The organism is Sphingobacterium olei, assembly GCF_005048855.1.
GTDB lineage: Bacteria > Bacteroidota > Bacteroidia > Sphingobacteriales > Sphingobacteriaceae > Sphingobacterium > Sphingobacterium olei.
The window spans coordinates 339,864-354,774 of sequence record NZ_SUME01000004.1 but is presented as its reverse complement, the minus strand read 5'-3'; the positions used below and the strand labels follow the sequence as shown (position 1 = coordinate 354,774).

Annotated in this window: 8 protein-coding genes; 5 read left to right on the top strand and 3 right to left on the bottom strand. The window is 40.6% G+C overall.

Annotated features, from left to right (window positions below; translation table 11 throughout):
• The first annotated feature begins 535 nt into the window (after positions 1-535).
• From dacB to FAZ15_RS11495, 5 genes are all read left to right on the top strand, one after another.
• Positions 536-1,966, top strand: a complete 1,431-nt coding sequence (gene dacB / locus FAZ15_RS11515) for a D-alanyl-D-alanine carboxypeptidase/D-alanyl-D-alanine endopeptidase (RefSeq protein ID WP_238387228.1) — start codon at positions 536-538, stop codon at positions 1,964-1,966.
• 76 nt (positions 1,967-2,042) lie between these two features.
• On the top strand, positions 2,043-4,322 hold the full coding sequence (locus FAZ15_RS11510) for an NADP-dependent malic enzyme (RefSeq protein ID WP_136901461.1): 2,280 nt from the start codon (positions 2,043-2,045) through the stop codon (positions 4,320-4,322).
• A 3-nt stretch (positions 4,323-4,325) separates the two neighbouring features.
• A complete protein-coding gene (gene ruvA, locus FAZ15_RS11505; RefSeq protein WP_136901460.1) occupies positions 4,326-4,910 on the top strand; it encodes a Holliday junction branch migration protein RuvA in 585 nt (194 codons plus the stop codon).
• 207 nt (positions 4,911-5,117) lie between these two features.
• Positions 5,118-12,092 carry a T9SS outer membrane translocon Sov/SprA gene (sov, locus tag FAZ15_RS11500; RefSeq protein ID WP_449448572.1) on the top strand — a complete coding sequence of 2,325 codons (6,975 nt, stop codon included), beginning with the start codon at positions 5,118-5,120 and terminating at the stop codon, positions 12,090-12,092.
• Positions 12,093-12,105: 13 nt separating this feature from the next.
• Positions 12,106-12,573 carry a GAF domain-containing protein gene (locus tag FAZ15_RS11495; protein WP_136901459.1) on the top strand — a complete coding sequence of 156 codons (468 nt, stop codon included), beginning with the start codon at positions 12,106-12,108 and terminating at the stop codon, positions 12,571-12,573.
• 1 nt (position 12,574) lies between these two features.
• Here the strand turns inward: FAZ15_RS11495 and FAZ15_RS11490 are convergent, their stop codons facing one another.
• The 3 genes from FAZ15_RS11490 to hisF all read right to left on the bottom strand — a co-directional run bounded on the left by FAZ15_RS11490 (position 12,575) and on the right by hisF (position 14,911).
• Positions 12,575-13,471 (bottom strand): WD40 repeat domain-containing protein, encoded by an 897-nt coding sequence (locus FAZ15_RS11490; RefSeq protein WP_136901458.1) that lies wholly within the window; start codon positions 13,469-13,471, stop codon positions 12,575-12,577.
• Between the two features lie 72 nt (positions 13,472-13,543).
• A complete protein-coding gene (gene hisIE, locus FAZ15_RS11485; protein WP_262709299.1) occupies positions 13,544-14,140 on the bottom strand; it encodes a bifunctional phosphoribosyl-AMP cyclohydrolase/phosphoribosyl-ATP diphosphatase HisIE in 597 nt (198 codons plus the stop codon).
• An 18-nt stretch (positions 14,141-14,158) separates the two neighbouring features.
• Positions 14,159-14,911, bottom strand: a complete 753-nt coding sequence (gene hisF / locus FAZ15_RS11480; RefSeq protein ID WP_136901456.1) for an imidazole glycerol phosphate synthase subunit HisF — start codon at positions 14,909-14,911, stop codon at positions 14,159-14,161.

Genomic DNA, 14,911 nt, shown 5'->3' with positions numbered 1-14,911 from the left:
TCTACGCAATTATAATTGTATGCAAATTTATCTAAGTTTGTATACTAACTATATTGATAGATTATCGACGACATATTGACCATAATTATATAACGAAACACATTTGCTCAATCGCATATCGCAAGGAGATGAACGGTCCTTTAATAAGGTATATTCTTTCTACAGTAATCGTTTCAATGCCTTCGCTTTACGTCTTTTGCAGAATGAAATGCTGGCAGAGGAAATTGTACAGGGGAGTCTCCCCCGTTGCCCTCACGGTGCCGTGGTTAAAAGCCTAGCTTTACACGGCGCTTCCAGATTAAACTCTCCAATCACTTTACACTCTCCTTCAATGATTGGTAAAGGAAACAGGTCCGTGAATTTGTCTTTTTCTCATCGGGTTACGCGGGTAAGTTTCGATTTTAATCCTCCTTTCCAAACTACGATGCTCAGTTTCTCCTATTTTTTAAAATAGCAGCGTAGTTTTTCCGTAACTTGTCTAAGTTTGTAAAACAAGGATGTAATATTGATGACTAAATCGAACAAATTTATACGCATGATAACTAGTAAACTACTTTTTGTAGCCTTATTATCAATGCTCTTCGTTATGCCTGCGTCTATTAAAGCACAGCAAGCTATAACGTCGAAGCTAACCACTGGCTTTCAGCAATTCATAAATCAACCAAATCTTAAGAATGGAATAGCCGCTATGTATGTGGTGGATGCTAAAAATGGAAACGTTGTATTTGAAAAAAACAGCCAGATAGGCTTACCAACAGCTTCGACCTTAAAAGTCATTACCTCTATTACCGCGTTAGATATTTTAGGCCCAGAATATAGGTATCGAACTACGCTCTATTATACAGGAGAAATCGATAGTCTTGGCACACTACAAGGGGATATCGTGATCCAGGGATCTGGTGACCCTACGCTTGGTAGTGACCGCTACCCGGAGCAGCGCGAAGAACAGCTTCTAGCCAAATGGAGTCAGATGATTAAAAATGCAGGAATACATCAAATTGATGGACGAATCATCGGCGATGATCGGCTCTATGTAGGAAACGATATTCCAGGTGGCTGGATCTGGACCGATATTGGGAATTATTATGGGGCAGGAATTTCGGCACTGAATTGGCGGGAAAATAAAACGGGGGTAAATTTTAGAACTTCTGCCATAGGCCAAGCCACGCCTATTTCCAACATCACGCATGATATCTCCTATTTATCGGTAGTTAATCAAGTAACGACTGGAACGAAGGGATCTGGCGATAATGTGTATGCCTACTCGGCGCCCTATTCCGAAAAAATATACTTAAGAGGATCTTATGGCCAAGATCTAAAAAAAACGATTGAAATATCCATCCCAGATCCAGCATTTGATGTAGCTTATCAATTGCATCAACGCATTTCAGCAGATGGAATAGAAATTTTTGGAAACCCCACTACAGGCCAGCGATTGATTGAACAGGATTCTGTATTTCCTTTAAAAACAAAAGATCTTGATATCCACTACTCACCCAAACTAGTGGACATTGTATACTGGTTCAACCAAAAAAGCATCAACCTATACGGAGAAGCTTTATTGAAAAGTATCGGATACATTACCGGCAATAAAACAACGACGTCTGGAGGCGCGATGTATCTTAAAAAGTATTGGAACCAAAAACTTCAGATTCAAGAGCAGGAGCTAGATATCAAGGACGGCTCTGGTCTATCTCCACAAAATCACGTGACAGCCGCCGCGATGACTAAAATCATGCAATATGCAATTTCAAGACCATGGCATACGGATTTTGTTAAGGCCTTGCCTAACTATAATCAAATGACGATGAAAAGCGGCACTATTGGTGGCACGTTGGGTTACACGGGCTATCATACGGCAAAGGATGGAAAGACGTACGCATTTACACTATTGGTATACAACTATGACGGCGGTGCGTCAAAAATGCGTCAAAACATGTTTACAGTACTAGATAATTTAAAATAATATTGGCGCAAAATTTCTTCTTTACATAAATAGAATGATACATTTGTACCCTCGTATTGAAAATAAACACTGAAAAATGAGTAAAATCAATAGAAAACAGGATGCGTTAAATTACCATTCCATGGGGCGTCCTGGAAAAATAGCTGTCGTGCCGACAAAACCTTATAACTCACAACGAGATTTATCGTTGGCCTATTCACCAGGTGTAGCAGAACCTTGCCTGGCTATTGCTGAAAACAGCGAAGATGCCTATAAATATACCGCTAAAGGAAATTTAGTAGCCGTAATCAGTAATGGCACAGCCGTTTTAGGATTAGGTGACATTGGTGCTCAAGCGGGAAAACCGGTGATGGAAGGAAAAGGTTTACTGTTCAAGATATTCGCCGATATTGATGTATTTGATATTGAAATAGACACCAAAAACGTAGATGAATTTGTAAATATCGTAAAAGCATTAGAGCCCACTTTTGGTGGTATAAATTTAGAAGATATAAAGGCTCCGGAGTGTTTTGAAATCGAACGTCGATTGAAAGCCGAAATGAAGATACCGGTGATGCACGATGATCAACACGGTACAGCTATTATTTCAGGTGCAGCGCTAATCAACTCCTGCGAACTACAGAACAAAGACATTGCAGAAGTAAAAATCGTAGTAAATGGAGCTGGTGCGGCCGCAATATCCTGTACGGGTATGTACGTATCGGTAGGTGCAAAAAAGGAAAACATCATTATGCTAGATAGCAAAGGTGTTATTCGTGCGGATCGCGATAACTTAGACGCAACTAAAGCGGAATGGGCTACAAACCTTGACATCTATACGTTAGAAGATGCTGTCAAAGGAAGTGATGTGTTTATCGGTTTATCTAAAGCGGATGTTTTAACCCCGGAAATGTTGAATACGATGGCTCCAAACCCCATTGTACTAGCTATGGCCAATCCAAATCCGGAAATATCCTACGAGTCCGCCGTTGCTACACGCGGAGATATTATCATGGGAACAGGCCGGTCGGATTACCCGAACCAAGTAAATAATGTATTGGGATTCCCTTATATTTTCAGGGGCGCATTGGATGTACGTGCTACAGCGATCAACGAAGAAATGAAAATTGCTGCTGTTCATGCCATTGCTAATTTGGCAAAGCAAAATGTACCTGAAGAAGTTAATCAGGCTTATAACACGAGTAATCTACGCTTCGGCAAAGATTATGTTATCCCCAAACCTACGGATCCACGCTTAATTACGGAAGTATCTGTTGCCGTTGCTAAGGCTGCTATTGATTCCGGGGTTGCGCGAAAGCATATCGACGACTGGGATGCCTATAAAGAAGAGCTTCGCAAACGTCTAGGAAAAGACGATCGCATCATGCGTAACATGACTGACAAAGCGAAGAGTAATCCAAAACGTGTCGTTTTTGCGGAAGCAGATAATTACAAAACACTTCGTGCGGCGCAAATTGTCAAAGAAGAAGGGATTGCGATCCCGATCTTACTCGGTAATAAAGACAAAATTAACGGCCTGATTAAGGAGTACGGTTTTGAAATTGACTCGGTAGAAATTATTGATCCACAGGAAGAAAGAAGTACGGAAAGATACGAGAAATTTGCCAACCACCTTTATGCGAAACGCCAACGGCGAGGTGTAACCAAAAGCGAGGCATCGAAGTTAATAACCAATCGGAATTATTTTGCGGCTAGTATGGTCGAATTTGGTGAAGCAGATACGTTAATTTCGGGACTTACACGAAATTATGCCACAACGATTAAACCTGCATTGCAGGTCATTGGAGCACGGGAAGGAAGCCGTTTAGTGGGGATGTACATGATGCTCACCGAAAAGGGGCCTTTATTCTTAGGTGATACCACGGTAAATACCGATCCTACAGCACAAGAACTGGCAGAGATAGCTGTATTGTTAGAGACGGCTGTCAAAAGATTCAACATCAAACCACGTTTGGCCATGTTGTCTTACTCCAACTTTGGATCAAACGAAGGTACTACGGCGACAAAAGTAAGAGAGGCAGTTAAAATATTGCACAAAGACTACCCTGACATCATCGTAGACGGAGATCTGCAGGCAAACTTTGCGCTTAACAATGACCTTTTAGCTTCGAATTTTCCATTTAGCACATTAAATGGAGAGTCGGCTAATACATTGATTTTTCCAAGTTTAGAATCAGGGAACATTGCTTACAAGCTTTTACAGGAAGTTGGCAATGCAGAGGCCGTTGGACCTATTTTATTAGGCATGAACAAACCTATACATGTGCTCCAAATGGATAGTTCGGTGCGCGAAATCGTCAACATGGTTACGATAGCAGTAGTAGAAGCTCAATATTGTAACTCATCTAATTCATAATTGATGTACGATTATTTGAACGGCAAACTGGTATTTAAAGCGCCCACCCACGTCATATTGGATGTGGGTGGGATCGGATACCATATCCATATCTCGTTGACCACTTTTGCGTTTATTAAGGAACAAGAAAACTGCAAGTTATATATATCTTTTCAAGTTCGGGAAGACGCCCATACCCTTTATGGGTTTGCAAGCGAAGCAGAACGACAACTTTTCAATCATTTGATCTCCGTATCGGGGATTGGTCCAAATACCGGACGCATGATACTTTCTTCAATCACCCCCGAAGAGATCCAATCGGCTATTATCAACGGGCAAGTGGCCATTATACAAAAAATAAAAGGAATAGGTCCTAAAACCGCGCAGCGCGTAATCTTGGAACTGCAAGATAAGTTGAAAAAAGAAGGGGCAGATACGTTATTACCTTTATCATCAAACAGACTTTCCGTACCTGAAGAGGCATTGACGGCCTTGGTCATGCTGGGGTTCGCAAAGCCTCAAGCAGAAAAAGTATTAAATACCATTACCCTAACCGAACCCGACTTAACCGTGGAGGCGCTAATCAAATCTGCGTTAAAAAAACTGTAGCCCGAACTCTACCATATCGAAATTTTAGCATTTTTTAACACATCTTATTTATATTGAGATGCTTATTTTGATTGCGAATGTTAATAAAAACTATGATATTTGCGAGTGTTGATCTAATTTTAAGCATAGTACTCGTTTTAGCCATTCCGTTTGAAAAAATATAGTTTCATAGCACGATGCGTCGTTTTTGTTTATACCTTCCTATATATAGGTTTTGCGCAGACTATTACATCCGCAGGATCTGCTGACAACGTATCCGATAGTACGAAACTAAAATACGGATTTAAAGATAATCCTTTTATCAAACTTCCCAAGTCTTACCGGCCGATTTCTTTGGGTCAGCCTTCCAACATAGAACGGGAGATTATTTTTGATCCAGAAACCAAACAATACATCATTCGTGAGAAAATTGGTTCCAAATTGTATAGACCACCTCTTTATTTATCCATCGATGAATTTAGCAAATACGAGTTCAATAGGTTACAAAAAAATTATTGGGAAGAATTGGCGGATAAAGAGTTAGCAGAAGAGCGACGACGACGTCTTTTCCCGGTCATAGAAATCAACAGTCCTACCTTCGAAAGGATATTTGGCGGAAATACCATTGACATCAGCCCCCGTGGAAGTGCAGATGTGACTTTAATGGGGCAATACAATACGAATCAGAATCCGATGTTCAATGAACGGCAGCGTAAACAATGGGGTTTTGATTTCGATCAAAATATTAACTTAAACCTTACCGGACGAATAGGTGAACGCGTACAGGTCAATGCCAATTTTAATTCACAAGCACAATTTGGTTTTGAAAATCAGGTACGGTTTGACTACGTAGCCAAAGATGATGATATCCTACGCAGATTAGAAATCGGTAATGTAAGCATGCCTCTTAACTCTACTTTAATCCAAGGTTCAGAGTCACTTTTTGGTATCAAGGCGCAGCTGCAGTTTGGCAAGTTAACGTTCACAGGGTTACTTTCACAACAACGCTCCCACCAAAAAGAATTCACAATTACAAATGGAAGCCGTGACAGTGAATTTGTCTTAGAGATGGATAATTACGAGGCAAATCAACATTTCTTTTTGGGACAATATTTTCGCGACACGTACAACCGATCACTAGCACTGGCTCCAATACTAAATACACAGGTAAATATTACCCAAATAGAGGTATGGACCAGCAACCGTTCCAACTCATTCGAAGAGGCGCGGGACATCATGGCCTTGATGGACCTGGGAGAATATACCCCATCCAATAGCCTCATTTCCCGCGCAAGCCAGCCGCTTCCCTCTACAGGTATCCCCGGAGAGCCAGCTCCCTCGATTTCCAACAACTTGTTAACGCTCTTGGGCGAAAGTGGCCGTGCGTCAAACAGTAATTTCACCCAGAGTTTTTTTGCTTCTACGGGCGCAAATGACAACTATGTCAAACTTACCTACGCTCGAAAATTAGTAGAAGGTAGAGACTTCACCGTCAACAGAAGATTAGGTTATATTTCATTGATATATCCACTTCATCAGGATCAGGTTTTAGCGGTAGCCTACAAGTATCTGGCTAATGGTAGAGAATATCAAGTAGGTGAATTTAGCACCGATATTCCTGTAACGCCCTCGGAACCAAAAATGCTCTACACCAAACTACTAAAAAATGAAACAATCAAAACAAATCTTCCTACCTGGGATTTGATGATGAAGAATGTGTATTCATTGGGCGCAAATAACATCTCGAACACCAACTTTCACGTTCAGATCTACCGCACGGAAGATGAAACGGGGGCACAACGGCCCGCATTATATGAAGGAATCAATACTGTCGATAAAACCTGGTTGCAATTGACTGGATTAGATCGACTAGATCAGCAACAGGCTGCGGGTGCCGACGGTCTAATGGACTTTTTAGAAAATATCACGATAGAACCTTTACGCGGAAAATTAATCTTCCCCGTAGTAGAGCCTTTCGGTAGAGATTTGGCAGCTCAATTTACCTCAGGCGAGACCCAATTGGTGGAAAAATACACATTTCCGGAACTGTATACGATGACCCAAATGGATGCGCAGCAAAAATATCCCAACAAAAATCGCTATCTGTTAAAAGGTAGATATAGCTCTGCCGGGGGGAGTGCCGAATATCAATTAGGTGCGATGAACCTTCGACCAAACTCTGTCCGGGTAATGTCTGGGGGTGCAGTATTGGAAGAAGGGATAGATTACAACATCGATTATCAAATAGGTAATCTTCGGATTTTAAACCAAGCACTTCTTCTTTCCGGTCAACCGATTTCCATTTCTATGGAAGATGAGACGTTATATGGTCTGCAACAAAAAACATTAATGGGCGGGCGCTTTGATTATGCCCTGAATCCAAATATCCATATCGGAGCCACTGTCATGAACCTGACCGAAAAACCACTTACCGAAAAGGTAACTATCGGTCAAGAACCTATTTCCAATACCATGTTGGGTGCGGATTTCACATACAATGCACCTTCGAGATGGTTAACCCGTTTAGTCGATAAATTGCCCTTTTTAAGTACAAAAGAAGAATCCCATATCAGTTTTTATGGCGAATTTGCACAGTTACTACCCGGACATCCCCGCGGCCTGAATACAGCGGACAATAACACGGGCACCACATACATTGACAACTTTGAGAATAGTGTTTCGTATATCGATATCAAGGGGTATTTAGGTTGGCAAATCTCTGGAACTCCCCGTATGTTTCCGGAATCTAATCTGAACGACGATTTAAGCTATGGTTACAACAGATCGCATCTTACATTCTATAATATTGATCCGATATTTTATCAACCTTCGGATCTTAATCCAAGATTAACGCCCAATATGTTGTCCGACCATCGGGTCAGAAAAGTGACCGAGCAGGAAGTATTTCCATTTAGGAACAGTAGAACAGGTTCGGATGTGTATTTATCGACATTGGATATGACGTATTACCCGATGTTGCGCGGCCAATACAATTATACGACTACGGGGGTTAATAGCGATGGTACATTAAGCAATCCACAAAATCGTTGGGGCGGTATGTTTAGAAAAATTGATCAAACCGATTTCGAAGCTCAGAATATTGAATTCTTAGAGATGTGGATGATGGACCCTACCCTTACCAACCCCAACAAAGCCGGTGGTGACATCTATATCAATCTCGGCAACATCTCTGAGGACATCTTAAAAGATGGACGTAAATCATTGGAAAATGGCCTCTCTCCGACTGGCGATAAAAGTCAGATCGAACAGACCGTTTGGGGTAATGTGATAAAAAACCAACCTGTTATTCAGGCATTCGAAAATAGCAATGAGAGTAGATTACTACAGGATATAGGTTTAGACGGGTTAACCAATGTCGAAGAACGATCATTTCACAGCAACTTCCTAAATCAACTGCAAGGCATATTAAATCCAACAGCTTTCGCTTCATTACAGGACGACCCTTCTACCGACGATTATACGTATTTTAGGGGGAATCATTTTGACCAGAGTGTCGGAATATTGGAACGCTACAAGCGGTACAACGGCACACAGGGAAACACGCGTACAAACGACCAGTCGCTGGCAGATTTTGGTGTAGAAACCTCAGCAAATACGTTATTGCCCGATGGCGAAGATGTAAATCGCGATAACACCATGAACGAAGTGGATGAATATTACCAATATAAATTATCCATTCGCCCGCAAGATATGGTTGTTGGTCAAAACTTTATTGTCGATGAGCAAACTACACAGGTAACCTTGGCCAACTCACAGAAGTCTGATGTAAAATGGTATAAAATACGCATACCACTTAATGAATTTGAAAGCAGACATGGCGATATCCAAGATTTTAAATCTGTTCGCTTCGTACGGATGTTTATGACCAACTTTGCTGACACCTCTGTTGTTCGATTTGGCAGGTTACAATTCGTACGCGGGGATTGGCGAAAATATAACAGTGAAAATGTCGCGGACAAAGTAATCAGTGATTACGCAATGGGTGTGGTGGCGTCTGATAATTCTATCTTCAATGTCGCAAATGTAAGTATAGAAGAAAACGGCAAAAGAGAACCTATTCCATATAAAGTACCTCCTGGTATTAACCGACAAATAGACTGGTCTAATAATAATCTTGATGTAGAACTGAATGAACAGGCATTGAGTTTAGATGTTAAAAATCTGCGAGATGGATACGGTCGGGCAACCTATAAAACAGCATCTCACGATTTCAGACCTTACGGTCGCTTAGAAATGTTTATCCATGCCGAAGGTGAAAATCTAAATAACGGCGATTTCAGGGCATTTGTCCGTCTCGGAACGGACGATAAGTACAATTACTATGAATATGACATGCCCCTCGTTATCACGCCATACGGCACGAGTTCTGCCGATTTAATCTGGCCGATGGAGAACCGGATGAATATCAAAATTAACTTACTAAAAGATGCTAAATTAGCGCGTGAAAAAGCTGTGCTTAATGGTCAACCTTGGCCATTGGATGTCCCTTTTGAATATGCAGACGGTGAGAATAGGATTACTGTTATAGGAACCCCGGATTTATCCAAAGTACGATTCTATATGATGGGGGTACGTAACCCGCTACGCGGATCATCTACCAGCAATAACCTAGACGATGGCAGAGATCTGCATGGTGAATTTTGGTTTAATGAGCTCCGTCTTACCGACTTTGACGACAAGGGCGGATGGGCGGCTACGGCTCGTCTCAACTTGAAATTGGCGGATTTTGCCAATGTATCGATTTCCGGGACAAGATCAACGGTAGGCTTTGGTTCGATATATCAACGGGTAGGGGAAAGAAACCGGTCTGAGGACACCTATTTTGATATCACGACCAATGCGGAATTGGGGAAATTTTTCCACCCGAGACATGGTATTGTTATTCCTTTCTATTTTAATTATTCCAATCAAAAATCCACTCCCGAATACAATCCATTAAATCCGGATATCGAATTAAACAGTGCTTTAGCCACGATGTCCAACAACAGCAGAGATTCGTTGCTACGCTTAGTGCAGGATTATACCATGCGCAAAAGCTTTAGTTTTACAAATATTCGTAAGATCAAAACAAATAATGAATCATTGATTAGACCTTGGAGCATCGAAAATTTTGGGCTGTCCTATGCATATGCGGAATACAACCACAGGGACTACAATACGGCTACTTCTATTCAAAGGAACTATAGAGGCGCGTTAGATTATAACTACAGCAATCCAACGCTAAATTTCTACGAGCCTTTCAAAGGGATCAAGAATAAAAACCTAGCGTTCATTAAGGATTTAAACTTCAACTTGATGCCTTCTTTATTAAACTTTAGACTGGAAGTCAATAGAATTTACAATGAAAATACATTAAGAGACAATTCTTCTAATAATTTATTGCCGACGTACTACAACAAGAACTTCAATATGAACCGTATTTACGGTATCAGTTGGGATTTGACAAAATCATTACGTTTAGATTTCAATGCAACAAATTACTCGATCATTGATGAGCCGGCAGGTCGTATCGACGGGATTAAGCAAGACACCATGTGGTCTAATTTCTGGAAAATGGGTCGAACGACAGATTATAATCACATGATGAACTTGACATACACCTTACCGATTAATAAAATCCCGTATTTGGAGTGGATCAGTGTCATCACAAGATATGGTACGCAGTTTAATTGGCAAAGCGAACCGCTTATTGCATTTCAGAGTGACCAAATCAGTTTAGGGAATAGTATCCAAAACAACAGAACGATTCAGGTAAATCCAACATTGAGCTTTTCGACATTATATAATAAGTTTGGCTTCATACGACAAAATTCGGGCAGAAATGCAAAAGGGAGCAAAGCTTTTTTTGTTCAGTTACTGACATCTGTACGAAATGTCGGCGGTGCTTATACCCGAATAGAGGGAACCTATCTACCGGGCTATACGCCGAACACCAATTTACTAGGTTATAATTTTGACGCAAATGCACCTGGTTGGGAGTTTTTATTTGGTAGTCAACGTGATATCTTATCGAGAGCGGTGACGAACGGATGGATATCTTCGGATACACTACAAACCAATTTATATACGAAGACCTTTGCCGAGAATATTTCTGTAATTGCTAATTTGGAACCCCTTAAAGGATTGCGGATAGATCTTACGGCTACACGGGTAGATAATTATAATTTCTCGTCGACCACGGAATTGGAGTACAATCCACAAAGTGGAACATTAGAACCAATCACGCCATACCGGACTGGTAATTACAGTATCTCTCAGATCGCCATACATACGTCATTTACAAGCCATAATGAATTATTTAAAAAATTCGAAGAACAACGTCTGATCATTTCAAATAGATTGTCCGAACGAAATATAAATTCCGTAAAAGGAGATCCGGAAAGCTTTGCCGACGGGTATAGTAAAGAGCAACAGGATGTTGTCATCAATTCGTTTTTGTCTACTTACTTAGGAAAGGATCCCGACCAGAGCAGCATAGACCGTAAACCTCGTTTCCCAATTCCAAACTGGCGTATTTCTTATAACGGGTTATCGAATATCGTAGCGCTTCAAGATCTATTTACGTCGATAAATTTATCGCACGCCTACCAGTCGCAATATGTCATTGCGGGATATAATTCTGTGATTCGTTATACAGAAACAGATGGTGCGCCTTCTGAAAGAGATATCAATGATAATTTTCTTCCAAAAAATTTATATGGACAGGTGTCTATCATTGACCGCTTCGTTCCATTAATAGGGGTAGATGTTCGTCTAAAGAACAATATGTCGGCAAACGCGGAATACAGGAAATCTAGAGACATGAACTTTAGCCTACAGAATAGTCAGATGGCAATGATGAGTGAAGAATCTCTTATATTTGGGATGGGCTACCGAAAGAACAATGTACAGCTTCCATTTGGCCTATTCGCTGATCGGAAATGGAAAAATGATTTCAACTTCAAGCTAGATTTTGCATTGAATGACCGAAAAACTGTCGTTTATAGATCAGACATCAACGAAGCAGAGGTATCAGGCGGAAATAGAAGTATCAGTATAAACCCTACGCTTGAATATACGGTGAATCAGTTTTACAACATCAGGTTATTCTATAATTCAAATTCTGTAAAACCTTACACATCACAAAACTACGCTACATCTTATACATACTTCGGGATCAATCTCCGAGTACTCTTTCAATAATTCATAATTTAGTATGGCTGAAGACCTTAACATCATAACCGGAAGTAAAGTAGATCAATATGACACGTTATTTCCTCAAATAAAAGCTCTTTTGGAAGGAGAGGAAGATCTCATTGCAAATCTGGCAAACATCGCTGCGGCGCTGAAAGAACAATTTGACTTTTTTTGGGTAGGATTTTACTTGGTTAAAAACAATCAATTGGTCCTAGGTCCTTTTCAAGGTCCTGTAGCCTGTACACGGATCCGCTATAACAAGGGTGTTTGCGGAACTGCTTGGGCACAAGAGAAAAGTTTAATTGTACCCAACGTGGAAGAGTTTCCGGGACATATCGCCTGCAATTCGCTTTCCAAATCTGAAATAGTAATTCCCCTTTACAAAAACAAGCAGATAATAGGGGTTTTAGATATAGACAGCAATCAATTGGATGATTTTGATCATATCGATGAGGTAAAATTAACTAAGATACTATCTTTGATATAGACTAGCTGACAGACCAGATTTTAATCAACTTATCGTCACCGGCAGTCGCCAACTCCTGCGTAATGTTATCGAAATAGACGGAATTAATCGATAGCATATGGGAATCATAGCCCCTATCCTTAGACACATTTTTAAGTAAATTTAATGCTGTGTTCCAAACTTTAATGGTTTTATCCCGGCTTACGGTGACCAAGTGAGAAAACGGGGCTAAAGTTGCAATACCATACACGGTAAACATATGCGGTATGATTTGATTTATAGTCTCCAATTGAGCGTTCAATTGAAAGAGTTTAGCATCCCTACCTCCAGAATAAAGATCTTGCTTGAAATATGCAAGGCTAGTAATACCACCTTCGTGAACCTGCCTTTTTTCAATGCGATGGTAATCCAAGGAATCCACGATATAAATAACACCATCTTTATCTCCGAACGCTATCCTGCTTTCATCGTCCAAAATAGAAAATGTCCGAACAGTAGTCTTTGAAACCGAAAAACAATAGAGCAGTTCGAAATTCCTTAAATCCCAAACATAGGCTTTCCCTTCTTCACCGGTGGCTATTAGTTCCTGTTTACCGCGCAAAGATTTAACACAAAACACCGCTCCGGCCTCGACTTTTAACTTTGCCATCAATTCCTGCTTGGTAAAATCTACAATATAGATCTCTCCATTGCGCATGCCTATTGCAAGATAATTTGTGTCGGGAATATGATACAATGTATAAACGGAAGCTGGCACAGCACACAGAATTCGCTTGAATTTCATCTCCTCCAAGTCCCATTCCACAACTCCTTTATCATTTCCACCGGAAAAAAGAAGAGATTTTCCAGGAATACCCTCCAATGCAAAAATAGGGTTCTGATGTCCTGCTAACGTTCCTTTTAAAAGTAGCTCGCTCATAATAAATTTTCTTGAGGAAATATCCACATACGTGAATGTGTGAATAGGCAAATTTGCTAATACACGAATAAGTTACTGATGTCTATTTTCTAAGTTTTTCGCTATAGTTTCTAGACTGATACCTTTTTCCCGTAATAATACCAAAAGGTGAAAAATTAAATCTGAAGTTTCATTGATAAAATCGTGTTCGGATTCAGTCAAAGCTGCTATCACGGTTTCCACGGCTTCCTCTCCCACTTTTTGAGCAATCTTATTAATTCCTCTCCCGCGTAGTCTGTTTACGTACGATTCATCGGAAGGAAATGCATAACGCTGCTGCACGATACGTTCTAATTCGGCTATAAAATTCTGGTTATAATCTGTGTTAAAGCAACTTCGCGTCCCCGTATGACAAGTCGGTCCTTCGGGCTGGGCCTTAATAAGTATAGTATCCTTGTCGCAATCGATGTGATAGCCTTTTACATGTAAAAAATTACCACTTTCCTCCCCTTTCGTCCACAATCTTTCTTTACTTCTTGAGTAGAAAGTAACTTTTTTATCCTCTTGCGTTTTCTGCCAGGCTTCTTCATTCATATAACCCAACATCAACACCTCCAATGTTTGAAAGTCCTGAACGATTACTGGAATTAACCCATTTCCTTTTTCAAAATCTACCATTGCTCTTTTTATCTTTGTTCTAATCCGACATCATCGGACGGTAATGCCCTGCTTTCTTAATGTCTCTTTCAACTCCGGAATCCGTATCTCGCCATAGTGAAATACGGATGCAGCCAATGCAGCATCCACATTTGAATGCTGAAACACATCTGCAAAATGTTGTTGATTGCCGGCACCGCCTGATGCAATTAATGGGATCCGAATCTGATCATTTATTTTCTTTAACAGTGAATTATCAAATCCATTCTTTGTTCCGTCGTGATCCATAGAGGTCAATAGGATTTCGCCTGCTCCTCTATTTTCTGCCTCTTTTATCCAGTGTTCGGTTTCTATTTCCGTTTTGTCACGCCCTCCACGCAAATGCACATAATTCTTTCCTTCAATTAATCTGGTATCTACCGCGACTACCACAAACTGTGTCCCAAATGCGCTTGCCAATTGGTTAATCAGATCTGGATTACGAACAGCGGCAGAGTTGATTGATATTTTATCGGCACCAGCATTTAATAGTACTTCTGCATCTGCCATTTCGTTGATTCCGCCTCCAATTGTAAATGGAATATTTACTTGACGAGCCACAGCTTTCACCAAATCAATCGTTGTTTTACGCTTTTCGTGCGTAGCGGTAATATCTAAAAAAACGAGCTCATCCGCACCCTGTTCAGAATATTGCCAAGCCAACTCCACAGGATCTCCCGCATCACGCAAATCAACAAAATTGACCCCCTTTACAGTACGTCCATCCTTAACATCTAAACACGGTATGATGCGTTTTGCTAACAT